Origin of the sequence: Curtobacterium sp. Leaf261 (genome assembly GCF_001422205.1) — a bacterium.
Taxonomy (GTDB): domain Bacteria; phylum Actinomycetota; class Actinomycetes; order Actinomycetales; family Microbacteriaceae; genus Curtobacterium.
This window is the reverse complement of record NZ_LMMJ01000001.1, coordinates 292,014-315,139: the sequence shown is the minus strand read 5'-3', so window position 1 is coordinate 315,139 and position 23,126 is coordinate 292,014. Positions and strand designations below refer to the sequence as shown.

The following is a 23,126-nucleotide window of genomic DNA, read 5'->3' as shown; positions in this document are numbered from 1 at the left end:
GTGGAGTCCGACTCCGCAGACCACCTCGTCGGTGTCCCCGACGCGTTCCAGCGACTGTGGACGCCGCACCGCGCGGTCTACATCGACGCCGGACGCGCCGGGGACGGCCGTGGCCACAAGGACGACTGTCCGTTCTGTGAGGCGCCGGCGCACCCGGACGAGGAGACCCTCGTCGTTGCGCGCGGCGAACACGCGTACGCCCTGCTGAACCTCTACCCGTACAACAACGGCCACCTGCTCGTCTGCCCGTACCGTCACGTCCCGCTGTACGACGAGGCGACCCCGGAGGAGACCGTCGAGATCGCCACGCTGACGCAGACGGCGATGGGCGTGCTCCGGCAGGTGGCGCACTGCGACGGGTTCAACATCGGGATGAACCAGGGCCAGGTGGCCGGTGCCGGCGTCGCTGGTCACCTGCACCAGCACGTCGTCCCGCGGTGGGAGTCCGACGCGAACTTCTTCCCGATCATCGCCCGGACCAAGGCGATCACACAGCTCCTCGGTGAGACCCGCCAGCTCGTCGCCGACGCCTGGCCGACCTGATCCGACGCGCGCGCCTCGATGCCCTGACCGCCGGGCGTGAACCGCGGGGTCGGGGCATCTAGGATGGGTTCATCATGAGCGACAGCACTGCGAACCCGACCCCTGGCACCTCCATCACCGGCTCCGACCGCGTCAAGCGCGGCCTCGCCGAGATGCTCAAGGGCGGCGTGATCATGGACGTGATCGACGTCGAGCAGGCGAAGATCGCCGAGGACGCCGGCGCGACCGCGGTCATGGCACTCGAGCGTGTCCCCGCCGACATCCGTGCGCAGGGCGGTGTCGCACGCATGTCCGACCCGTCGATGATCGAGGACATCATCGCCGCGGTGTCGATCCCCGTCATGGCGAAGGCCCGCATCGGTCACTTCGTCGAGGCGCAGATCCTGCAGGAGCTCGGTGTCGACTACATCGACGAGTCCGAGGTCCTGAGCCCGGCGGACTACGTCAACCACATCGACAAGTGGAAGTTCACGACCCCGTTCGTCTGCGGTGCGACGAACCTCGGCGAGGCGCTCCGTCGCATCACCGAGGGCGCCGCGATGATCCGCTCGAAGGGCGAGGCCGGCACCGGCGACGTCTCCGAGGCGACGAAGCACATCCGCACCATCAACAAGGAGATCGCGTCGCTCCGGAACCTGGCCGACGACGAGCTCTACGTCGCCGCCAAGGAGCTCCAGGCGCCGATCGACATCGTGCGCGAGGTCGCGGCCACGGGCACGCTCCCCGTCGTCCTCTTCACCGCGGGCGGTGTCGCGACCCCGGCCGACGCGGCCATGATGATGCAGCTCGGCGCGGACGGCGTGTTCGTCGGCTCCGGGATCTTCAAGTCAGGCGACCCGGCCAAGCGCGCCGCTGCGATCGTCAAGGCCGTGACGTTCTCCGACGACCCGAAGGTCGTCGCGGACGCCTCGCGCGGCCTCGGCGAGGCGATGGTCGGCATCAACGTCGCCGACGTCCCGGCCCCGCACCGTCTGGCCGAGCGCGGCTGGTGACCATCGGTGCGCCCTCGGGAGCACGGCCCCGCATCGGCGTGGTCGCACTCCAGGGGGACTTCCGCGAGCACATCGCCTCGCTCACGGCGCTCGGCGCGGACGTCGTCCCGCTTCGACGCCCCGAGGAACTCGGCGGACTGCACGGGGTCGTGATCCCCGGCGGTGAGTCGAGCGTGATGGACAAGCTCGGACGCATGTTCGGGCTCGCCGATCCGCTGGCCGAGGCAATCCGGGGCGGACTTCCGACCTACGGAACCTGCGCCGGCATGATCATGCTCTCGTCGCGGCTCACGAACGCGATCGCGGGACAGCAGACCCTCGACGTCCTCGACACGACCGTCACGCGGAATGCCTTCGGGACGCAGAACGACTCCTTCGAGATCGACATCCCGATGCCCGAGCTCGGCGAGCGGCCCGTGCACGCGGTCTTCATTCGCGCGCCGGTGGTCGAGAGCCAGGGTCCTGGGGTCGTGACGCTCGGGGCGCTCCCGGACGGCCGCGCGGTGGCCGTGCAGCAGGACAACGTCATCGCGAGCGCGTTCCACCCCGAGGTCAGCGGCGAGGACCGCTTCCACCGCCGGTTCCTCGCCCTCGTCGCCACCGCCTGACGCGCACCCCACCCACGGTCGGCCCGTCGCCGTGCTGAGCCCGGTCGCGCCTGTCGCTTTCCCCGGAAAGCGACAGGACACCGGGAAACAGCGCGTGGATCGGTCGCTTTCCCCTCGAAGCGTCACGTCGCCGGACGCGCACCGAGGCGGACGGGAGGCGCGGCGCGACGCCGCCACGTGCCTCCCGGCCGTAGGATGGTCGGGAACTTTCACCAACCGTAGGAGAACCGTGTCCGGGCATTCCAAGTGGGCGACGACCAAGCACAAGAAGGCCGTCATCGACGGCCGCCGTGCCAAGTCGTTCGCCAAGCTCATCAAGAACATCGAGGTCGCCGCCAAGATGGGCGGTGCCGACATGTCGGGCAACCCGACGCTCGTCGACGCCGTGCAGAAGGCCAAGAAGACCTCGGTCCCGAACGACAACATCGACCGTGCCGTCAAGCGCGGCGCTGGGCTCACCGGCGAGTCCATCGACTACCAGACCATCATGTACGAGGGCTACGGCCCCAACGGTGTCGCGATGCTGATCGAGTGCCTCACCGAGAACAAGAACCGCGCTGCGGCCGAGGTCCGGATCACGATGACCCGGAACGGCGGCACGATGGGCGACCCCGGGAGCGTCGCGTACAACTTCTCCCGCAAGGGCGTCATCTCGGTCGCCAAGGTCGACGGGCTGACCGAGGACGACGTCCTCGGTGCCGTGCTCGACGCCGGTGCCGAAGAGGTGACCGACCAGGGCGGCGGGTTCGAGATCATCACCGAGGCGACCGACCTCGTCGCGGCACGGACGGCGCTCCAGGACGCCGGGATCGACTACGACTCCGCCGATGCCGAGTTCGTCCCCGGGCTCAAGATCGACATCGACGCCGAGACCGCCCGCAAGGTCTTCAAGCTCATCGACGCGCTCGAGGACAGCGACGACGTGCAGAACGTCTACTCGAACTTCTCGATCCCCTCGGACGTGCAGGCGGAACTCGACGCCGACGACGAGGAGTAGCACCCCGTGCCGACGGTGACGCTGTGATCCGCGTCCTCGGCATCGACCCCGGTCTGACCCGGTGCGGTGTCGGTGTCGTCGAGGTCGCGGCGAACCGTCGGGCATCCCTCGTGCACGTCACGGTGATCAGGACGCCGTCGGACATGCCGCTCGAGCAGCGCCTCGTCCGGATCGCCGCCGGCATCGGTGCTGCGATCGACGAGTTCGGTCCGGACGCCGTGGCGGTGGAGCGCGTGTTCGCGCAGGCGAACGTCCGGACGGTGATGGGCACCGCCCAGGCCGCTGGGCTCGCACTGCACGCTGCCGCGTCGCGGGACATCCCGGTCGCGCTGCACACACCGTCCGAGGTCAAGGCCGCCATCAGCGGCTACGGCAACGCCGACAAGAAGCAGGTCGCGACGATGGTCGCGCGTGTGCTCGGCCTCGCCGAGGCACCGAAGCCGGCGGACGCGTCCGACGCGCTCGCCCTGGCGATCTGCCATGCCTGGAGGCGCGGCACGCCCGTCGCAGGCGCGTCGGGAGCCGGGGGACTCACCCCCGCACAGCGCGCCTGGCGTGATGCGGAGCGGTCTGTCGGCACGGCTGCGTCGTCGGCGGCCCGTAGGCTCGGGACATGATCGCGAGCCTCCGTGGGACCTGCATCGACGTCGCCGGATCACGGCTGGTGCTCGAGGTCGGCGGCGTCGGGTACGCCGTGACCGTGACCCCGCAGCACGCGCTGTCCGTCCGCCACGGCGCCGACGTGTTCGTCCGGACCGCGCTCATCGTGCGCGAGGACGACTTCTCGCTCTTCGGGTTCGAGACGACCGAGGCGCTCGAGGTGTTCGACCTGCTGCGGAGCGTGTCGGGGGTCGGTCCGAAGTCGGCGCTCGGCGTGCTCGCCGCGATGAGCCCGGCCCAGGTCGCCCGCGCGGTGACGGACGACGACGACGCAGCCTTCCGCAAGGTGAGCGGCATCGGCCCGAAGACGGCCAAGCTCATCACGGTGCAGCTCGCCGGCAAGGTCACGGCGGTCGTGACCGAACACGTCGTCGCACCGGTCACGGCGCACCCCGCCTCCGAGGACGTCGTCACGGCGCTCGTGGGGCTCGGATGGCGCGAGGACGCCGCGCGCATCGCGGTCGAGGCCACGATCCACAACGAACCCGGCGTGGAGTCGATGGGCACGCAGGCGCTCCTCCGTGCAGCGCTCGGCACACTCAACCCCGCCGCCGCACAGCACTCCACGTCGCCCAGGTCGACGTCGCCCCGTGCGACGTCGCCCCGTGTGCCGGGCGGTGCGCGGTGAGCGGCATCACGTCGGCCGGCGCGGAGTCGGACGCGGAGCTCGCGTTCGAGGGGGCCATGCGCCCGAAGTCGCTCGCCGAGTTCGTCGGCCAACGCAAGGTGCGCGGGCAGCTCGAGCTCCTCCTCAAGGCCGCTGCGATGCAGGACCGGACGCCCGACCACATCCTCCTCGCCGGCCCCCCGGGCCTCGGAAAGACGACCCTCGCGATGATCGTCGCGTACGAGTCGGACCGGCCGCTGCGGATGTCGAGTGGTCCGGCCATCCAGCACGCGGGCGACCTCGCGGCGGTGCTGTCCTCCCTCGTGCCCGGCGAGGTCCTCTTCATCGACGAGATCCACCGGATGGCGCGGTCGGCGGAGGAGATGCTCTACCTCGCGATGGAGGACTTCCGGATCGACATCATGGTCGGCAAGGGTGCGGGTGCGACGAGCATCCCGCTCGACCTCGCGCCGTTCACCCTGGTCGGCGCGACCACCAGGTCCGGTCTCCTGCCGAACCCCCTGCGCGACCGCTTCGGGTTCACGGCGCACCTGGAGTTCTACGAGCACGACGAACTCGAGCAGGTGCTCGTGCGCGCCGCAGGCCTCCTCGACCTCGGTATCGACCGCACCGCGCTCCGCGAGATCGCCGGGCGCTCCCGCGGCACACCCCGCATCGCGAACCGCCTGCTCCGCCGCGTGCGGGACTTCGCCCTGGTGCACGGGGGAGACGACGGGCTCGCCGCGGTCCGGGGCGCGCTCGACCTCTACGACGTCGACGACCTCGGCCTCGACCGACTCGACCGCGCCGTGCTCGACATCCTGCTCACGCGGTTCGACGGCGGCCCGGTCGGCCTGAACACCCTCGCGGTCTCCGTGGGCGAGGAGAGCGAGACCATCGAGTCGGTCGTCGAGCCGTTCCTCGTGCGGGTCGGCCTCGTGACGAGGACACCGCGGGGCCGGGTCGCGACACCCCTCGCGTGGCAGCACATGGGCCTCACCCCCGGTCAGTCGGCGCCCGGCCAGGCGGCACCCGGCCAGTCGGCACCCGGCCAGTCGGCACCCGGCCGGACCGGTCTCGGCGCGACCACTGCGCAACCCGGGTTGTTCGAGGCCGACGGCTGACCCGCGGGACCGAGCCCGTGCCTCCCGACCGATTCGGTGGCGCGCCCCGGGCGCTCCGCGACTCACAGGCGGGTGCCCTAGACTGCTCCCGCCCGTTTCGAGCACTCTGGAAGGCTTCACCTCATGCAGTTCAACCCGACGACCATCATCATGCTGGTCCTCCTCGTGGGGCTCGTGTTCCTCATGTTCCGGAACAGCCGCAAGCGCAAGACGCAGCAGGCTGAGCTCGCGACCAAGATGGTCCCCGGTGCTCGCGTGATGCTGTCCTTCGGGATCTACGGCACCCTGGTGTCGGTGAACGACGAGAAGGTCACCGCCGACGTCGAGGTCGCTCCGGGCACCGTCATCACCGTCCACCGCCAGACGCTCTCGCGCGTCGTGGACGACGAGACCACCGACGTCGACACGTCGGCCTCGACCACCGAGGACACGACGGCGCCGAGCATGGAGCTGAACGGCGAGCCGGTCTACGGGGAGCGCGTCGACCAGATCGACGAGGACACCAAGCGCACCGACGACCGCCGATTCGACGAGCGCTGAGACACCGACACCCATCCATGCCCGGGTGACGTCTGACGTCACCCGCCCCCCGAGGGCACCCCTTCGAACCCGGCGCGACCGCGCGCATGGGCCCGTACAGAAAGACGAGACGCACCGGTGGCACGAACGACACCCGTCAAGAAGGCGCTTCGCTCCCTCACCTGGTTGGTCATCATCATCGCCGCACTCGCGGCGCTGAACGGGACCGCGACGATCCTCGCGAACAAGGCGACGTGGGCGAAGGGCGCCAGCTGGGTCCCCGAACTCGCGCTCGACCTCCAGGGCGGCACGCAGATCACCCTCGCGGCGAAGAACACGGGCGGGTCGAACGTCAACTCCGACCAGCTCAACCAGGCCGTGAACATCATCCGGCAGCGCATCGACGCGACGGGCGTGTCTGAGTCGGAGATCAACACGCAGGGCGGCAACAACATCGTCGTCTCCATCCCGGGCAAGCCCGACAAGGAGACGATCGCGCGCATCGAGGCCGCCGCGAAGCTGACGTTCCGCCCGGTGCTGACCACCGAGGCCGCGACCAACACCGCCGTCGGCGGCAAGGGCTCGAACGCCACCAAGTCCGCCGCGCCGTACACACCGCCCGCGTCGCTGGCAGCCACGCCGAGCGTCAAACCGACGAGCGGCAGCGACCTGAACCAGGTCTCCCCGCGGCTGGCCGACCTGTACACGAACTACAGCTGCGCCGCCCCGGACGACGTCACCGACGCGCCCGACAGCAAGCCCCTCGTGACGTGCGACCAGGACGGCACGAGCAAGTACCTCCTCGGCCCGGTCGAGGTCCTCGGCGCGGACATCAGCAACGCCACGTCCGGCATCGCGACGAACTCCCAGGGCGTCTCGACCGGTGAGTGGGCCGTCAACCTGACGTTCAACGGCGACGGCACCAAGGACTTCCGCACGGTGACGTCGCGGCTCGTCGCGCTCCAGGCGCCGCAGAACCAGTTCGCGATCGTGCTCGACGGCAACGTGATCACGGCACCGTCCACGAACTCGGCGATCACGAACGGCAAGGCCCAGATCACCGGGTCGTTCACCGCCGACTCCGCCAAGACCCTCGCCGACCAGCTGAAGTTCGGCGCGCTGCCGATCAACTTCACGGTCCAGTCGAAGGAGAACATCTCCGCGACGCTCGGGTCGGCCCAGCTGCTCGGCGGGCTCATCGCCGGCCTGATCGGTCTCATCCTCGTCGTCATCTACTCGGTGATCCAGTACCGGGCGCTCGCGTTCGTGACCGTGCTGTCCCTCGGCGTCGCCGCGACGCTCACCTACCTCGTGATCGCAGTGATGTCCTGGCGGATCGACTACCGGTTGTCCCTGGCGGGTGTCGCCGGGCTCATCGTGGCGATCGGCATCACGGCGGACTCCTTCATCGTCTACTTCGAGCGCATCCGCGACGAACTGCGCGACGGGCGGGGCCTGGAGAGCGCCGTGGAGGCCGGGTGGAAGCGTGCACTCCGGACGATCTTCGCGTCGGACTCGGTGAACTTCCTCGCCGCCGTCACGCTGTACATCCTGGCGGTCAGCGACGTCAAGGGCTTCGCGCTGACGCTGCTGCTCACGACGATCATCGACATCATCGTCGTCACACTGTTCACCCACCCGATGCTCCAGCTCATCGCCAGGACCAAGTTCTTCGGCGAGGGGCACAAGTTCAGCGGGCTCGATCCGACAGCGCTCGGCGCGGTGTACCGGGGGAGATCCCAGTTCAGGGCGCCGGTCGTCGACGGCAAGCGCCAGAAGAGCGCGCGTGAGGCCGAGCGTCGTCAGACGATCGCCGAACGCAAGGCCCTCGCGGGCAAGGACACCACCGACGCCGGCGCTGAGACTGGTCGCGGCACCGACGGGAAGGACAGCTGATGGCCAGCTTCAGCCAGTTCGGCAGCGACCTCTACACGGGCAAGCGCTCCTACGACATCGTCGGACGCCGACGCCTGTGGTACTCGATCGCGATCGCGTGCATCGTCCTGTCCGCACTCGTGCCGTTCCTCCGGGGCGGGTTCCACCTCGGGATCGAGTTCACGGGTGGGTCCGAGTTCACGATCTCCAAGACCACGAGCCTCGACCAGACGAAGGCCACGAACGCCGTGGAGGGCGTCGTGTCCGACGTCATCCCCCGCGTCTCGCAGCTCGGGACCGACTCGATCCGGGTGCAGACGTCGCAGCTGACCACGACGCAGAACGACGACGTGGCGACGGCCCTCGCCAAGGCGTACGACGTGCCGGAGTCCCGTGTCGCATCGTCCTTCATCGGTGCGACCTGGGGGGCCGACGTCCTCAACCAGTCGATCCGCGGCCTGGTGATCTTCCTCGTCCTCGCCGCCGTGTTCATGACGATCTACTTCCGCACCTGGAAGATGTCGCTCGCCGCGATGGTGGCGCTCCTCCACGACCTCATCCTGACGGCCGGCGTGTACGGGATCGTCGGGTTCGAGGTCACGCCCGCCGCGGTGATCGGCTTCCTGACGATCCTCGGGTACTCGCTCTACGACACCGTCGTGGTGTTCGACAAGGTCCGCGAGAACACCTCGCACGACCAGGACGGCTCGCGCCGCACCTTCGCCCAGTCGGTCAACCTCGCGGTGAACCAGACGCTGGTCCGGTCGATCAACACCTCCGTGGTGGCGCTCCTGCCCGTCGCCGCCATCCTCTTCATCGGCTCGTACGTGCTCGGTGCCGGAACGCTGCGGGACATCTCGCTCGCGCTGTTCATCGGGATCATCGTCGGGACCTACTCGACGATCTTCATCGCGAGTCCGCTGTACGCCCACCTCCGCGAGGGCGAGGACCGCATCAAGAAGTCCGACGCGAAGAAGGTCCAGGCCAAGTCGGCCAAGGAGCCGGTCGACGCGGTCTGACCGACGCCACCCGAGCAAGAGGGAGCAGCATCGTGCAGGAGATCGACATCACCGAGGCACTCCGTCGCGTCGCGGCCGGGTCGCGACTCATCGACGTGCGTGAGCAGGACGAGTGGGACGGCGGGCACGCTCCCGAGGCGTCGTTCCTCCCGATGTCCGCCCTGCAGGAACGGTGGACCGAGGTCGACGCCGACGACGACGATCCCGCGATCATCGTCTGCCACTCCGGCCGCCGGTCCGGCATCGTCGCCGAGTCGCTCGAGCGATCCGGTGTCCCGGCCGTGAGCGTGGCCGGCGGCATGGTCGCGTGGCAGGCAGCCGGGGGAGCGGTCGTCACCGGGAGCGCCACGGACGCCGTCGGCGAACCGGATTCGGAAGCCTGAGCGCTCGCGCGTAGTCTGACCTGATCGTACGGCGAGAGGTGGAGCATGACGGACACGCGTGAGTCGACGCCCGACGAGTCCGCCGCGGTTCCGCCGCAGTCACCGCTCCGCCCGGGGAGTGCTCCCGGCGGCAGCAACACGACGGGCTCCATCGGTTCGCTCCGCGCCCTCCTGCCCCGCCTGTTCTCGCGGGCCCAGCCGGCCGGTGCCGTCGACACGCTGATCCGCACGGTACGGACCCACCACCCGAAGGCGGACGTCACGCTCATCGAGCGCGCGTACACGACCGCCGAACGCGCGCACGACGGCCAGAAGCGCAAGTCCGGCGAGCCGTACATCACGCACCCGGTCGCGGTCGCGCAGATCCTCGCCGACCTCGGCATCGGGGCGATCACGATCGCAGCCGCACTCCTGCACGACACCGTCGAGGACACCGAGTACACGCTCGACGAGCTCCGGAGTGACTTCGGCGACGAGATCGCGATGCTCGTCGACGGCGTCACCAAGCTCGACAAGTTGAAGTACGGCGACAGCGCCCAGGCCGAGACGGTCCGGAAGATGGTCGTCGCGATGTCGAAGGACATCCGCGTCCTCGTCATCAAGCTCGCGGATCGTCTCCACAACGCGCGCACCTGGGGGTTCGTGGAGTCCGCCTCCGCGACGCGCAAGGCGAAGGAGACGCTCGAGATCTACGCGCCCCTCGCGCACCGGCTCGGGATCCAGATGATCAAGCTGGAGCTCGAGGACCTGTCGTTCGCGGTGTTGCACCCGAAGCTCTACGTCGAGATCGACAGCCTCGTCAAGGAGCGCACCCCGAAGCGCGAGCAGTTCGTCCAGAACGTCATCGGCGCGGTCAAGCGGGACCTCAAGTCCTCCAAGATCCGCGGCGACGTGATGGGTCGGCCGAAGCAGTACTACTCGATCTACCAGAAGATGATCGTCCGAGGTCGCGAGTTCGACGAGATCTACGACCTCGTCGGCATCCGGGTGCTCGTGCCCACGGTGCGTGACTGCTACGCGGTCCTGGGATCGGTGCACGCACGGTGGACGCCGCTGCCCGGTCGCTTCAAGGACTACATCGCCACCCCGAAGTTCAACCTCTACCAGTCGCTCCACACGACGGTCCTCGGTCCGCAGGGCCGTGCGGTCGAGATCCAGATCCGAACGTACGAGATGCACCAGCGCGCCGAGTTCGGCGTCGCGGCGCACTGGAAGTACAAGCAGCGGATGAACGGCACCGTCGAGGCGGCACCGTCGTCCGACACCGACATGGCCTGGCTCGCGCACATCACCGACTGGCAGGCCGAGACGTCCGACCCGACCGAGTTCCTCGACTCCCTGCGGTACGAGATCGGTGCGAAGGAGACGTACGTCTTCACCCCGCAGGGCAAGGTCATCGGCCTCCCCGCCGGGGCCACCCCGGTGGACTTCGCGTACGCCGTGCACACCGAGATCGGGCACCGGACGATGGGCGCCAAGGTGAACGGCCGCCTCGTCCCCCTCGAGAGCGAGCTGTCGAGCGGGGACGTCGTCGAGATCTTCACCTCGAAGAACCCGGACTCCGGCCCGAGTCAGGACTGGCTCGCGTTCGTGCGGAGTCCCCGTGCCCGCAACAAGATCAAGCAGTGGTTCACCAAGGAGCGTCGCGAGGAGGCCATCGAGCAGGGTCGTGACGCGATCGCCCGAGCGATGCGCAAGCAGAACCTCCCGCTCCAGCGCCTGATGAGCCAGGACTCCATCGCGGAGATCGCGTCGAACCTGCGGTACGAGGACGTCTCGGCCCTCTACGCGGCGATCGGCGAGGGACACGTGTCCACGCAGTCCGTCATCGAGAAGATCCTGGCGAGTGTGCAGACCGACACCGAGACGGACGAGCCGGAGTTCTCGTTCCCGTCACGGGTCTCGAGTCGCGCGCTCCGGAGCTCCGACAGCGGCGTCCTGGTTCGCGGCGCGCCGGACATCCTCGTCAAGTTGGCCAAGTGCTGCACGCCGGTCCCGGGCGACCAGATCGTCGGGTTCATCACCCGCGGGCAGGGCGTCTCGGTCCACCAGGCCACGTGCACGAACGTCCAGTCGCTCATGCAGGAACCCGATCGCATGATCGAGGTCGAGTGGGCGCCGTCGTCGAAGAGCGTGTTCCTCGTCCAGATCCAGATCGAGGCGCTCGATCGGTCCGGACTGCTGAGCGACGTGACGCGCGTCCTCTCGGAGCACCACGTCAACATCCTGTCCGCGACGGTGTCGACCTCGAACGACCGACTGGCGCTCTCGCGGTTCGTCTTCGAGATGGGTGACACGACCCACCTCGACCGGGTGCTCAACGCGGTTCGTCGGATCGACGCGGTCTACGACGTGTACCGGGTCAGCGCGGGCTGAACCGCGATGTCGCATCGGTGCCGGCCGGCGCTGTCGCGCGCACGCGGGCTGCCGAGGTGTCAGGGTCCCAGGGACGCAACGACCGCCGCGAGCCGGCGCAGCGCCTGCCGGCCGTACGGGAGGCCCGTGGTCGCCTCGAGCGATCGGCGCACCGCGAGCACGTCGCCACCCACCACACCCCCGTCATGGCCCCCAGCGCCCGCTGAGGGCTGCACAGAGCCGTCCAGCAGTCCTCGGACGGCGGCGTGTTCGACGGCACCGAAGCCCGAGCGATCGCGGAGCAGGTCGAGCGCGGTGCGGACCGGGCTCGTGACACCGACCCCGTGGTCCGCACCATCGCGGTCCCCGAGCACGATCACGTCGTCCGGGCCGAGTCGTGTCTCGCGCACGACGACCCCCGAGAACGGCCCCCGGCGGCGAGCCCCCGCGGGAGCGCAGGCGGTGTGCAGCACTGGCGGTCGGGACGTCGCGCCCCAGATCCACGCCGCCGAGAGCCGTTCCGCGACGAGAGGAGCAGCGGGCCAGGCAGGCGGCCCGGTTGCCTGCCCGGTGGCCTGCCCGGCCGCCTGCCCGGTCGCGGGTCCGCGTGTCGGCTCCAGCTCCTGTCCGAGGTCGAGCCCGCGCGGGGCGTACCCGAGGTGCGCCAGCGTGGTCAGGAACCCCCTGGCACGGAGCACGGCGTCGTCGGCCACCGCGATCGACGCGAACATGTCGCCGACCCGGAAGAGCTCACCGTCGAGCACCGCCGCCTGCAGTTCCTCCGCGGGGAGGCCGTCCGGGACGCCACCACCGATCGGGCGAGCGTGCGGGGCGGACGAGTGGGGTTCCTCCAGTCCGCTTCGCACCGGTCGATCGTGACAGGTCGGCACGACCGACGCGTTCCTGGAGCCCGCCCCTGTGGAGAACGCGGCCGAGCCCCGTGTCAGCGCTGGACGTCGGCGCGGGACGTCAGCGCAGGACGTCAGCGCGGTGCACGAGCGCCGCCGCGCCGATGAGCGGGCCGTCCTGCGACAACCCGGTCGGCACGATCCGGACCTTCGTCACGAACCCGAACTCCGCGCGCTCCGCGACCGCGGCCCTGGCGAACGCGAAGAGGTCCGGGCTGACGTGCGAGAACCCGCCGCCGATCGCGACGACCTCGAGGTCGACGAGGCTCGTGGCTGCGGCGATGGCCTGCCCGAGTGCGCGCCCGCTGCGCTCGACGGCGGCACGCGCGGTCGGGTCACCGGCGGCGTACGCGGCGGAGAGCTCCTCGCCGGTCGCGCCGCTGAACCCCTGCTTCCGTGCCCACGCGACCGTCTTCGGACCGCTGGCGATCGCCTCGAGGCAGCCGGTCCCGCCGCACGCGCAGTGGTCGTCGAACCCGCCGCACTCGACGTGCCCGATGTGGCCGGCGTTGCCCGTCGGCCCGCTCACCGTGCGCCCGTGCAGGATCAGTCCGCCACCGACGCCGGTGGAGATGATCATCCCCATCACGTGGTCGTGTCCCTGCGCGGCACCGACCCAGTGCTCGGCGAGGGTGATGCAGAGCCCGTCCATCCGGAGCGTCACGGGGACGTCGCCCGGCACGGTGGCGTCGACGAGCGCGGCGACCCGGTCGCGGAGCGGGTGGTCGCGCCACACGGGCATGTTGAGCGGCGAGACCCAGCCGTGCTCTTCGTTGATCGGCCCCGCGGACCCGATGCCCACCCCCGCGAGAGCGATCCCGGCCGGCACCGTCGCCAGTGCGCGCGTGACGACGTCGTCCACCGCTGCCTGGAGCTCGTCCGACGTCTTGTCGGGACCGGTCGGCGTCCGGAACCGCGAGTCGGCCAGGACGACGCCCTCGTCGGTGACGAGCGCTGCCTCGACCTTCGTGCCGCCGAGGTCCACGGCGAGGGCGATGGCGGTCCCGGGCGACACGGACGACACGGTGGCCGTGGACGGGATGGGTTCCGGGGTCGATGCCATGGGGACGCTCCGATGCGTTGGTCGGTCGAGCGGGCTGGAGTGCGCGGACGCGCGCGCGTCCGCGCTGCCGGGGGAAGGAAGGGGTGTCAGTACGACGACGTGTCGTCGCCGGTGCCGGAGTCCGCGCCGGTCGCCGCGCGGTGCGCGAACTCGTCGAGGATCCGGGCGGACGCGCTGGTGCCGATCCGGTCGGCACCAGCGGCGACCATCTCGAGCAGGGCGTCGAGACCGCGGACGCCACCGGAGGCCTTGACGCCGGTGTCCGGTCCGACCGTCGTGCGCATGAGCGCGATGTGCGCCGCGGTCGCACCACCGCCGGCGAACCCGGTCGAGGTCTTCACGAACGCGGCGCCGGCGCGCTGGGCGGCTCGCGACGCGGTGACGATCTCGTCCTCGGTCAGGAACGCGGTCTCGAGGATCACCTTGACGACGAGGTCGCCCGCGGCCTGCACCACGGCACGGACGTCCGCCTCGACGACGTCCCAGGCGCCCGAGCGCGCCGCGCCGATGTTCTGGACCATGTCGAGTTCGGATGCGCCGTCGGTGATCGCCTGCATCGCTTCGGCGACCTTCGTGCTCGTCGTCGTCGTGCCGTGCGGGAAGCCGAGGACGGTGCCGACTGCGACGTCGGTGCCGGCGAGGCGCGACACCGCGTGGGCGACGTCGGACGGACGGACGCACACGCTGAACACGCGGTGCGCGGCCGCCTCGTCGAGCTGCGCGTCGACGTCGGCCCGCGTCAGTTCGGGTTTCAGGATCGCGTGGTCGATGAGTCGTCGGACGTCGTCGGCGGTCGCGACGGCGACCACCGCGGGCGTGCTCGCGGCGTCGGATCGGGCTTCGGGGAACGGTGCGTTGTCCACAGCATCCGAGCGTACCGTGCGGCGCATGCGTGTCCTCGTCACCGGTGCCACCGGATACATCGGCGGCCGTCTCGCCCCGCGTCTCGTCGACGCCGGGCACGACGTCCGTGTCCTCGCGCGATCCCCCCAGAAGCTCGACGACGTGCCGTGGCACGACCGGGTCGAGGTGGTCGCGGGTGACCTCCTCGACGCCGATGCGGTCCGTCGGGCCGTTGCCGACGTCGACGCGGTGTACTACCTGGCGCACAGCATGGGCAGTCGGGGCGACTTCGAGGAGACCGAGCGGCAGGCGGCCCAGACGATGGCGGCCGCGGCGAAGGACGCTGGCGTGGCGCGGTTCGTCTACCTCGGCGGACTGCACCCGGACGGTGCGACGAGCAAGCACCTGACCTCGCGGGCCGAGGTCGGACGGATCCTCATCGAGTCCGGCGTGCCGACCGTCGCTCTCCAGGCGGGTGTCGTGATCGGGTCCGGGAGCACCTCGTTCGAGATGATCCGGCACCTCACCGACGTCCTGCCGTGGATGCCCGCCCCGAAGTGGGTCCGCAACCGGATCCAGCCGATCGCCGTCCGCGACGTCCTCCACTACCTGATCGGGGCGCTCGACGCGCCGGCCTCGGTGAACCGCACGTTCGACATCGGCGGGCCGGACGTGCTCCGCTACGGCCAGATGATGAACGGCTACGCGCTCGAGGCCGGTCTGAAGCAGCGCCCGATCTCGTCGCTCCCGGTGCTCACGCCGTGGCTCGCCTCGCAGTGGGTGAACCTCGTGACACCGATCCCGCGGGCCCTCGCCACGCCGATCATCGCATCCCTGCAGTACGAGTGCATCCAGCGTGAGCACGACATCGACGACGTCGTCCCGAAGCCCGCAGAGGGCCTCTTGCCCTACCGGAAGGCCGTCCGGCTCGCACTCGAGCGCGACGCGTCCGGCGAGGTCGAGACGAGCTGGCGGGGTGCGAGCATCGCCGGTGCGCCGAGCGACCCGCTGCCGAGTGACCCGGACTGGGCCGGACGCATCGTGAACGTCGACGAGCGCACCCGCGAGACGTCGGCACCGGCCGAGGAGGTCTGGCGCGTCATCGAGTCGATCGGCGGTGACAACGGCTGGTACTCCCTCCCGCTGGCATGGGCGCTCCGCGGCTGGATGGACCGTCTCGCGGGCGGGGTCGGGCTGCGGCGCGGACGGCGGAGCGCCGACCGGCTCGAGAACGGCGACGTGCTCGACTGGTGGCGGGTCGAACGGCTCGACCGCGGACACTTCCTCCGGCTCCGTGCCGAGTTCAAGGCTCCCGGTCAAGCCTGGCTGGAGATGTCCGTCGAGCCGGCCGCGGGCGGGTCCGTCTACCACCAGCGGGCGATCTGGATCCCGCGTGGCCTCGCCGGTCGTCTCTACTGGTGGTCGATCCTGCCGTTCCACGGCGTGATCTTCCCGGGCATGGTCGAGCGGATCACCGCCCGCGCCGAGCGCGGAGAGGGTCGGGACGACGCGCACCAGGACGGGTCGCGCGGAACGGCGCCGCGGGCGCACGAGCCGGCCGCGTCCTGACTCCGGTGATGCCGGACATCGTCCGGCTGCGGACGCGACCGATGGTCGGACTGGAGGATCGGGGCGGCGCTGCACCGTGCCTCCCGTCCGGTACCGGCTCGCGCTGGCACCCCGACACCGACAGAATGGACCCCGACACGAGGAGGCGGTCATGACCGACACCGCGAACGGCAGCACCGAGACGGCACCCATGGTGTTCCTCGGCGACAGCATCACCGAGCAGGGCGACTGGGAGGCGCGGTTCCCCGGGGACCACGTCGTGAACCTCGGCATCGGGGGAGACACCACCGACGGCGTGCTCGCGCGTCTCGACGAGGTGGTGCGTCTCGCACCGGAGGCGATCGTCCTGCTCATCGGCACGAACGACTTCGGCAACGAGAAGAAGAGCGTGGAGCACGTCGTGCGGACCGCGGAGACGATCCTGGTGGACCTGCGTCGTGACCTGCCGGGTGTCCGTCTGCTCCTCGTCTCGATCCTGCCGCGCCAGGCGGTGTTCTCCGCGCGCATCGAGGAGGCGAACCGGCACCTCCGGCAGTTCGTCGCCACCTGCCACGCGCAGTTCCTCGATCTCTGGCCCGCCCTGGCCGAGGACGGCCACCTCGCGGATCGCTTCACCGAGGACGGCCTGCACCTGACTGAAGCCGGGTACGACGCCTACGTCGCCGAACTGGTGCCAGCGCTCGAGCGGCTCCGCGAGCAGCCGCCGATGTCGCGGCCGATCAACATCATCGACCTGGGCGAGCTCGCGAACTGATGGCCCGCCGACCTGACCGGCCGCCGATCGGCTCGACGAGGGCCGGTGGGGGAGGCCGGCCGGCCGGGGGCTCCGATGGGGGTCGTGGCGGTGCTGGTGCTGACAGCCGTGGCGGTGCTGGTGCTGCCGGTCGTGGCGGCGGGTCCGGGGTGCCGTTCACTCGGCCCGCACTCGCGCCCGGGTTGCTCGCGGCCGTGGTGCTCCTCGCGTGCATCGTGCTCGTCGACTCCGGGCCGTTCGTGTTCGTCCGGTGGGGCGTCACGGTGCTCGCACTGATCGTCCTGGTGTTCGCGGTCCGCGGGCGGTCCTGGCTCTCCGTCGGGATCACCGCGGCGATCGTGGTGCTCTGGAACCCGGTGCTCCAGATCCCGATCCCTGGACAGGTCTGGGCGGCGCTGCAGGTCGTCGCGGCCGCCGCGTTCATCGCCGTCGGCATCCTCGTGAAGGTCCCTCGAGAGGGCGTCTGACGTCGGAACGGCGTCGCGGTCGATCGATCAGGGCCCCGTGCGCTGTGGCGCGTCCTGCCAGGTAGTATTCGAACGTCGGTCCTGATCAGGGCCGGTATCGCGTCGGGCAGTGCCCGACCCTGACGACGAAGGGCATGGATGGCGAACGAGACGCGTCCGGTGACCGAGAGTCCCTTGCTGAACCCTCGACCGTCGTCCGGAGGTCTCGACCGGCCGGACGTCGTCGTGCGGAAGGGCCGCCTCACCCTCATCAACGGACATCTGACCCCGCAGCAGTCGATGATCGAGGACCTCCTGTTCCTCGACGACGTGCTGACCACCGCCGACGTGGAACACCTGCTCATCCGGGGCAACGACCCTCGTCCGGTCATCGCCATCGACGAACGCGACCGGGGCCGTGCCGAGAGCGCGCTCATGGACGCCAGCGCGAACGAGCCGTTCTACGCGAAGCCCCCCGGGGAGCCGGCCGTACTCGTCGCGGACGACGGCTTCGGTGCGCCGGGTCGTGACGTCCTCCGCGTGTTCCGGCCTCGCTTGGAGCCGCTCGGTCGACTTCGCTACGGCGCATCGACCGCCGTCCAGCTCGAGTTCTGGCGGGTCACCGACACCGACGTGCTCGCACCGGTGGAGAACGCCATGATGCGGCGGAGCCTGCCCCTGGCCGAGTACGTGCAGGCGGACGTCGACCGGTACGGACGCACCTGGCGCACCGTCGAGCACATGTTCGACGACCACGTCTCGGACATCACGTTCCCGATCGACATCGTGTTCTCGTGGGTGGACGGCAACGCCATCGAGTACCAGCGTGCCCGCCAGGCGCAGCAGGCCGGTGCGGTCCTGGGGGAGGGCGACGACGCCCCCGCCCGGTTCCGCCAGATCGACGAGCTGAAGTACGCCCTCCGATCCGTCCACACGTTCGCACCATGGATCCGACAGATCTACATCGCGACGGACTCGCCGACGCCGGCGTGGCTCGCCGACCACCCGAAGGTGCGGGTGGTCCGGAGCGAGGAGTTCTTCGCGGATCCATCCGTCCTGCCGACCCACAACTCGCAGGCCGTCGAGTCGCAGCTGCACCACATCCCGGGCATCAGCGAGCACTTCATCTACTCGAACGACGACATGTTCTTCGGACGACTCGTCGACCCGTCGATGTTCTTCTCACCGGGGTCGATCTCCAAGTTCATCCTCTCCACGACGCGGATCGGACTCGGTCGGAACAGCCAGGAGCGCAGCGGGTTCGAGAACTCGGCACGGGTGAACCGTCAGCTCCTGCAGCAGCGGTTCGGTGCGGTGACCACGAGGCACCTCGAGCACGCGGCGACTCCGCTGCGCGCCAGCGTCCTGTCGGAGATGGAGCACGAGTTCGCGGCGGAGTTCGCCAAGACGGCGGCGTCGCGGTTCCGGGCCGCGGACAACATCTCGGTCACCAACTCGCTGTACCACTACTACGCACTGATGACCGGGCGGGCGATCGTGCAGGAGAACGCCGTGGTCGACTACATCGACACGACGATGGTCGCCGGGCTGCAGTCGCTCTCCGACCTGCTGCGCCGACGCAACGCGGACTTCTTCTGCCTGAACGACGGCAGCTTCCCCGAGGTGTCCGACGACGAGCGGACGGCGCGTGTGACGGACTTCCTCGAGAAGTACTTCCCCTTCCCCGCGCCGTGGGAAGTGCCGAGCTAGGGGCGACGCGAAGCGTCGCGCGGTACTTCCCCTGAGGAGCCTGCGACGAGGGCGCCGGAACCCAGCCACGCCCGCCCCACCCACCGCGCTTTCCCCGCACAGCGACGAGATCCGGCGAGACTTCGCCGGATCTCGTCGCTTCGGCCGGAAACGGCCTGGTGCCCGAGCCGCAACACGGCTCGGACCTCAGGCGCGCCGACGCACCCGCTCTGCCTCGGCGGCCAGGGCCTCGTCGTCGAACACCGGGATGCTCGCGGTGACGGGCGCCGGTTCGAGCGGGTCGGGGATACGGACGCCGGCGGCTGCGAGACGGTCTGCGACGAGGCCAGCCGGGACCTCTTCGCCCACGGTCGCGTAGTGCCCGATCGGGACGACAGAGTGCACGATCGTGTCACCGTAGACGTGCACGAGGTTGAACGCCTGCGCACCGTCCTGGCCACGGGTCCCGCCCGCGAACTCGTTGAGGTCCTGCGTGTAGCAGGTGGCGCTGGCGACCGAGACGGGGATCCCGGCGAACATCGCGTTCGTCGAGTAGTGCAGGTGTCCGGCGATGATGCCGCGGATGTCGCTGCCCTCGATCGCCTCCGCGAGTGCCTGTTGGCCACGGAGCTCCACGAGCACCGCGAGGTCCTGCACGCTCGGCACTGGCGGGTGGTGCATCGCGAGGATGGTCCCGTGTGGCGCGAAGGTGGAGAGCTCCTCGGTCAGCCAGTCGAGCTGATCGGCCGTGACCTCGCCGTAGTGATGCCCGGGGACGGTCGTGTCCAGGGTGATGACCCGCAGGCCGTTGACGTCGTAGACGAAGTCGACGGGGCGGTCCGTGGCCTGGAGCCCGAACAGCCGTTCGCGGAAGGCGCCGCGCTCGTCGTGGTTGCCCATCGCCCAGATGACCTGGGCACCGATGCGCTCCGCGGCGGGTTCGACGATCCGGCGGATCCGGTCGTACGCACCCCGTTCACCTTTGTCGGCGATGTCTCCGGTGACGACCATCGCCTCGGGTCGAGCGCCCGAGGCCTCGATCTCCGCGATGATCTGCTGGAGCCGCGCTGCTGAGTCGACGTCACCATAGAGGTCGGCGTCGGCTTCGATCAGGTGTGTGTCGCTGAGGTGGAGCAGGAAGTGGTTCGGCCGAGGATGCTCAGCCGTCCGGGAGTCCATGGTTCTCACATTCGCTTGACGAAATCAGCGCGCACAACCCTGCCACACCGCTTGGAGACATTCCAGCACCGTCACGTGAACGTGACCCGTACTGGGAGGGTGTGTCGCGCCTCCCGTCCGGAACGGGTGGTGACCATCCGGTGAACGCGAGGAACCCCCGTCACCGATGGTGACGGGGGTTCCTGTGCAGATCGCGACTGCGATCTAGTGCCCGGCTCCGACCTGCGGGGCGGTGTCGTGACCGGCACCGACCTCGGGGCCGTGGTGCGCACTGTGCGCGGCCTCGAGCTCCGCCATGGAGACCGGGGTGATGCGGTCTTCGAAGAAGAACTTCGACGCGCCCGCTCGGACCTTCTCGAAGGGGCTGATCTTGCCACGGCTGTTCGGCTGCAGCATGAGCGGCTTGTAGTCGTTGAACTGCAGCAGACGCCACCGCTCGTACTCGTCGAGCTGCTCGTGCACCTCGATGTACTCCCCGTGGGGGAGTCGCACGATGCGCCCGGACTCGTAGCCGTGCAGCACGATCTCGCGGTCCTTCTTCTGGAGTGCGAGACACACGCGCTTCGTGATCCAGAAGGCGACGAACGGGCCGAGCACGACGATCGCCTGGATCACGTGGATGACCTGGTCGATCGACACGAGGAAGTGCGTCGCGATGAGGTCGGACGAGGCCGCTGCCCAGAGACCGGCGTACAGCGTGACACCCGCGGCTCCGATCGCCGTCCGGGTCGGAGCGTTGCGCGGACGGTCGAGGATGTGGTGCTCGCGCTTGTCGCCCGTCACCCAGCCCTCGATGAAGGGGTAGAAGGCGACCCCGCCGAGCAGGAGCATCAGGACGATGATCGGCGCCAGGATGTTCATCGAGAGCGTGTAGTCGCCCCAGATGATGAACTCCCAGTGCGGTGGCACCAGTCGTAGTGCACCGTCGGCGAACCCGATGTACCAGTCCGGCTGCGTTCCCGCGGACACCGGTGACGGGTCGTAGGGACCGTAGTTCCAGATCGGGTTGATCGTGAACATCGAGGCGATGAGCGCGAGGATGCCCGCGACCACGAAGAAGAAGCCACCGGCCTTCGCCGCGAACGCCGGGAGGATCGGGACACCGACGACGTTCTCGTTCGTCTTGCCCGGGCCAGCCCACTGCGTGTGCTTGTTGATGACGATGAGCACGAGGTGGATGCCGAGCATCGCCACGAGGATCGCCGGCAGCAGCAGGATGTGGAGCGTGTAGAGCCTGCCGATGACAGCGGTGCCGGGGAACTCACCACCGAACAGCAGGTACGTGATCCAGACGCCGATCACCGGGACACCCTCGACCATGCCGACGATGATGCGGAGACCGTTGCCCGAGAGCAGGTCGTCGGGGAGCGAGTACCCCGTGAAGCCCTCGGCCATCGCGAGGATGAAGAGGACGAAGCCGATGAACCAGTTGAGCTCACGCGGCTTCCGGAACGCACCGGTGAAGTAGATGCGCAGCATGTGCAGACCGATGGCCGCGATGAACAGCAACGCTGCCCAGTGGTGGATCTGCCGGACGAAGAGCCCGCCGCGGATGTCGAAGGAGATGTTCAGCGACGACTGCATCGCCACGCTCATCTCCACGCCCTTGAGCGGCACGAACGCACCGTCGTAGGTGACCTCGGCCATCGACGCCTGGTAGAAGAACGTCAGGAAGGTCCCCGAGAGGAGGATCACGACGAAGGAGTACAGCGCGACCTCGCCGAGCATGAAGCTCCAGTGGTCGGGGAAGATCTTGCGACCGACCTCCTTGACCAGACCGGAGATGCTCGTGCGCTCGTCGATGTAGTTGGCGGCGGCACCGACGAGACGCGATCCCTTTGTGGGAGCGCCCTGTGGCGGTGTCGCGGGGGTGGTCCGCGGTTCGGTGGTCGTCCGCGGTGCTGTGGTGGTCATCAGCGCTCTCGCTCCCAGAAGCTCGGGCCGACCGGCTCGTGGAAGTCGCTCTGGGCGACCAGGTATCCATCGGAGTCGATCGAGATGGGAAGTTGCGGAAGGGGGCGGCTGGCCGGTCCGAAGATGACCTCGCAGTTGTTCGCGACGTCGAAGGTGGACTGGTGGCAGGGGCACAGCAGGTGGTGCGTCTGCTGCTCGTAGAGCGCGACCGGACACCCGACATGGGTGCAGATCTTGGAGTATGCCACGATGCCCTGGTAGGACCAGTTCTCCTGGCCCTTCGCGGGGTGGAGGTCACCGGGGTCGAGACGCATGAGGAGCACCGCGGCCTTGGCCTTCTCCTCGAGCTTGTCCTCCTTGTCGAGGAGCCCGTCCGGGATCACGTGGAAGACGGAACCCTGCGTGACGTCGGACGCCTTGATCGGCAGGCCGGTCGGGTCCTTCGTGAGCCGGGTCCCCTTCCGCCACATGGTGTGACGGAGGAGTTCGTTCGGGTCGGCCGCGGGTGCCAGGTCGCGGACCAGGATGATCCCGGGCAGCGGGAAGGCGACCAGTGCGCCGATGAGGCTGTTGCGGATGAGGGACCGACGGTTGAAGCCGGACTCCTTGTCTGCGAGCCGGAAGGCCTCGACGGCCTTGGAGCGGGTGGCGTCGGAGCCGCGCGTGGAGTGGCGCTCCTCGGAGATCTCGCGGTCGACGACGAGCGACTTGGACCAGTAGACGGCACCGATGCCGAGCGCCAGGAGCGCGAGGGCGATCGAGAGGCCGAGGAACAGGTTCGCGCTGCGGACAGTGCTGAAGTCCGAGCTGTCGATCGGGAACGCGATGTACGCGGCGATCGACAGGACGCTGCCGACGATCGAGATGTAGAAGAACGTCGCGACCTGGCGCTCGGCCAGCCGCTCCTTCTTCGGGTCGACGTCGGTGCGCCGCGGACGGTGCGGTGGCTCACCGGGGTTCTCGAACGGCTCGGCCGGCAGGACGGCCGTGCCCGAGGGGACAGTCATGCCGTGCTTCTCGACAGCCGAGGACGAGGTCACTGCCTCGTCGTCGTGCTCTGCCATGGTGTTCCCTTCAGT

The 23,126-nt window shown here is 69.5% G+C and carries 22 protein-coding genes; 16 read left to right on the top strand and 6 right to left on the bottom strand.

The features are described from left to right. The 12 genes from ASF23_RS01355 (at position 1) to ASF23_RS01300 (ending at position 11,703) form a co-directional block, all read left to right on the top strand. A complete protein-coding gene (locus ASF23_RS01355) occupies positions 1-543 on the top strand; it encodes an HIT family protein (protein ID WP_442854996.1) in 543 nt (180 codons plus the stop codon). A 74-nt stretch (positions 544-617) separates the two neighbouring features. Further along, complete coding sequence (gene pdxS / locus ASF23_RS01350; RefSeq protein ID WP_055947852.1) at positions 618-1,535, top strand: pyridoxal 5'-phosphate synthase lyase subunit PdxS; 918 nt, start codon at positions 618-620, stop codon at positions 1,533-1,535. Then, positions 1,532-2,143 carry a pyridoxal 5'-phosphate synthase glutaminase subunit PdxT gene (gene pdxT / locus ASF23_RS01345; protein ID WP_082473689.1) on the top strand — a complete coding sequence of 204 codons (612 nt, stop codon included), beginning with the start codon at positions 1,532-1,534 and terminating at the stop codon, positions 2,141-2,143. Before pdxS ends, pdxT begins: the two co-directional genes overlap by 4 nt. A gap of 229 nt (positions 2,144-2,372) precedes the next feature. After that, positions 2,373-3,140 (top strand): YebC/PmpR family DNA-binding transcriptional regulator, encoded by a 768-nt coding sequence (locus ASF23_RS01340; RefSeq protein ID WP_055947849.1) that lies wholly within the window; start codon positions 2,373-2,375, stop codon positions 3,138-3,140. Between the two features lie 23 nt (positions 3,141-3,163). Then, positions 3,164-3,757 (top strand): crossover junction endodeoxyribonuclease RuvC, encoded by a 594-nt coding sequence (gene ruvC, locus ASF23_RS01335; RefSeq protein ID WP_055947846.1) that lies wholly within the window; start codon positions 3,164-3,166, stop codon positions 3,755-3,757. Then, on the top strand, positions 3,754-4,428 hold the full coding sequence (gene ruvA / locus ASF23_RS01330; protein ID WP_082473688.1) for a Holliday junction branch migration protein RuvA: 675 nt from the start codon (positions 3,754-3,756) through the stop codon (positions 4,426-4,428). Before ruvC ends, ruvA begins: the two co-directional genes overlap by 4 nt. After that, entirely contained in the window at positions 4,425-5,531 is a 1,107-nt protein-coding gene (gene ruvB, locus ASF23_RS01325) for a Holliday junction branch migration DNA helicase RuvB (protein WP_055947842.1), read from the top strand. The genes ruvA and ruvB overlap by 4 nt, the downstream gene beginning before the upstream one ends. 123 nt (positions 5,532-5,654) lie before the next feature. Next, positions 5,655-6,071 carry a preprotein translocase subunit YajC gene (locus ASF23_RS01320; RefSeq protein WP_055947839.1) on the top strand — a complete coding sequence of 139 codons (417 nt, stop codon included), beginning with the start codon at positions 5,655-5,657 and terminating at the stop codon, positions 6,069-6,071. A gap of 117 nt (positions 6,072-6,188) precedes the next feature. Then, positions 6,189-7,946, top strand: a complete 1,758-nt coding sequence (gene secD / locus ASF23_RS01315) for a protein translocase subunit SecD (RefSeq protein WP_055947837.1) — start codon at positions 6,189-6,191, stop codon at positions 7,944-7,946. Further along, positions 7,946-8,944, top strand: coding sequence for a protein translocase subunit SecF (gene secF / locus ASF23_RS01310; RefSeq protein WP_055947834.1), 999 nt, complete (start codon positions 7,946-7,948; stop codon positions 8,942-8,944). Before secD ends, secF begins: the two co-directional genes overlap by 1 nt. A gap of 32 nt (positions 8,945-8,976) precedes the next feature. Further along, on the top strand, positions 8,977-9,327 hold the full coding sequence (locus ASF23_RS01305; RefSeq protein WP_200919276.1) for a rhodanese-like domain-containing protein: 351 nt from the start codon (positions 8,977-8,979) through the stop codon (positions 9,325-9,327). Positions 9,328-9,372: 45 nt separating this feature from the next. After that, on the top strand, positions 9,373-11,703 hold the full coding sequence (locus tag ASF23_RS01300) for a RelA/SpoT family protein (RefSeq protein WP_235510733.1): 2,331 nt from the start codon (positions 9,373-9,375) through the stop codon (positions 11,701-11,703). 59 nt (positions 11,704-11,762) lie between these two features. Here ASF23_RS01300 and ASF23_RS01295 read toward each other — a convergent pair whose 3' ends face one another. From ASF23_RS01295 to deoC, 3 genes are all read right to left on the bottom strand, one after another. Next, complete coding sequence (locus ASF23_RS01295; RefSeq protein ID WP_055947831.1) at positions 11,763-12,548, bottom strand: hypothetical protein; 786 nt, start codon at positions 12,546-12,548, stop codon at positions 11,763-11,765. Positions 12,549-12,651: 103 nt separating this feature from the next. Further along, entirely contained in the window at positions 12,652-13,653 is a 1,002-nt protein-coding gene (locus ASF23_RS01290; RefSeq protein WP_082473687.1) for an ROK family protein, read from the bottom strand. An 86-nt stretch (positions 13,654-13,739) separates the two neighbouring features. Next, positions 13,740-14,516, bottom strand: coding sequence for a deoxyribose-phosphate aldolase (gene deoC, locus ASF23_RS01285; protein ID WP_442854995.1), 777 nt, complete (start codon positions 14,514-14,516; stop codon positions 13,740-13,742). Positions 14,517-14,541: 25 nt separating this feature from the next. Here deoC and ASF23_RS01280 point away from each other — a divergent pair, with 25 nt between their 5' ends. The 4 genes from ASF23_RS01280 to ASF23_RS01265 all read left to right on the top strand — a co-directional run bounded on the left by ASF23_RS01280 (position 14,542) and on the right by ASF23_RS01265 (position 18,975). Next, a complete protein-coding gene (locus tag ASF23_RS01280) occupies positions 14,542-16,065 on the top strand; it encodes an SDR family oxidoreductase (protein ID WP_082473685.1) in 1,524 nt (507 codons plus the stop codon). A gap of 151 nt (positions 16,066-16,216) precedes the next feature. Continuing rightward, positions 16,217-16,819: a GDSL-type esterase/lipase family protein gene (locus tag ASF23_RS01275; RefSeq protein WP_055947827.1), complete on the top strand. Its 603-nt coding sequence runs from the start codon at positions 16,217-16,219 to the stop codon at positions 16,817-16,819. 149 nt (positions 16,820-16,968) lie between these two features. Continuing rightward, on the top strand, positions 16,969-17,286 hold the full coding sequence (locus tag ASF23_RS01270; RefSeq protein WP_055947824.1) for a DUF6804 family protein: 318 nt from the start codon (positions 16,969-16,971) through the stop codon (positions 17,284-17,286). A gap of 138 nt (positions 17,287-17,424) precedes the next feature. Next, the gene (locus tag ASF23_RS01265; protein WP_055947821.1) at positions 17,425-18,975 is read left to right on the top strand and encodes a stealth conserved region 3 domain-containing protein; all 1,551 of its coding nucleotides are present in this window, start codon (positions 17,425-17,427) and stop codon (positions 18,973-18,975) included. A 186-nt stretch (positions 18,976-19,161) separates the two neighbouring features. Here the strand turns inward: ASF23_RS01265 and ASF23_RS01260 are convergent, their stop codons facing one another. The 3 genes from ASF23_RS01260 to qcrA all read right to left on the bottom strand — a co-directional run bounded on the left by ASF23_RS01260 (position 19,162) and on the right by qcrA (position 23,111). Continuing rightward, positions 19,162-20,133: a phosphodiesterase gene (locus tag ASF23_RS01260; protein ID WP_055947818.1), complete on the bottom strand. Its 972-nt coding sequence runs from the start codon at positions 20,131-20,133 to the stop codon at positions 19,162-19,164. A gap of 204 nt (positions 20,134-20,337) precedes the next feature. After that, positions 20,338-22,047: a cytochrome bc1 complex cytochrome b subunit gene (gene qcrB / locus ASF23_RS01255; RefSeq protein WP_055947815.1), complete on the bottom strand. Its 1,710-nt coding sequence runs from the start codon at positions 22,045-22,047 to the stop codon at positions 20,338-20,340. After that, on the bottom strand, positions 22,047-23,111 hold the full coding sequence (gene qcrA, locus ASF23_RS01250) for a cytochrome bc1 complex Rieske iron-sulfur subunit (RefSeq protein WP_055947812.1): 1,065 nt from the start codon (positions 23,109-23,111) through the stop codon (positions 22,047-22,049). The genes qcrB and qcrA overlap by 1 nt, the downstream gene beginning before the upstream one ends. Between the last annotated feature and the right edge of the window lie 15 nt (positions 23,112-23,126).

Excerpts from the sequence above, each read along its gene's own strand:
- pdxS (WP_055947852.1), top strand. The coding sequence starts at position 618 with ATGAGCGACAGCACTGCGAACCCGACCCCTGGCACCTCCATCACCGGC.
- ruvA (WP_082473688.1), top strand. The coding sequence starts at position 3,754 with ATGATCGCGAGCCTCCGTGGGACCTGCATCGACGTCGCCGGATCACGG.
- ASF23_RS01320 (WP_055947839.1), top strand. The coding sequence starts at position 5,655 with ATGCAGTTCAACCCGACGACCATCATCATGCTGGTCCTCCTCGTGGGG.
- secF (WP_055947834.1), top strand. The coding sequence starts at position 7,946 with ATGGCCAGCTTCAGCCAGTTCGGCAGCGACCTCTACACGGGCAAGCGC.
- ASF23_RS01300 (WP_235510733.1), top strand. The coding sequence starts at position 9,373 with ATGACGGACACGCGTGAGTCGACGCCCGACGAGTCCGCCGCGGTTCCG.
- ASF23_RS01290 (WP_082473687.1), bottom strand. The coding sequence starts at position 13,653 with ATGGCATCGACCCCGGAACCCATCCCGTCCACGGCCACCGTGTCGTCC.
- ASF23_RS01280 (WP_082473685.1), top strand. The coding sequence starts at position 14,542 with ATGCGTGTCCTCGTCACCGGTGCCACCGGATACATCGGCGGCCGTCTC.
- ASF23_RS01275 (WP_055947827.1), top strand. The coding sequence starts at position 16,217 with ATGACCGACACCGCGAACGGCAGCACCGAGACGGCACCCATGGTGTTC.
- ASF23_RS01265 (WP_055947821.1), top strand. The coding sequence starts at position 17,425 with ATGGCGAACGAGACGCGTCCGGTGACCGAGAGTCCCTTGCTGAACCCT.
- ASF23_RS01260 (WP_055947818.1), bottom strand. The coding sequence starts at position 20,133 with ATGGACTCCCGGACGGCTGAGCATCCTCGGCCGAACCACTTCCTGCTC.
- qcrB (WP_055947815.1), bottom strand. The coding sequence starts at position 22,047 with ATGACCACCACAGCACCGCGGACGACCACCGAACCGCGGACCACCCCC.
- qcrA (WP_055947812.1), bottom strand. The coding sequence starts at position 23,111 with ATGGCAGAGCACGACGACGAGGCAGTGACCTCGTCCTCGGCTGTCGAG.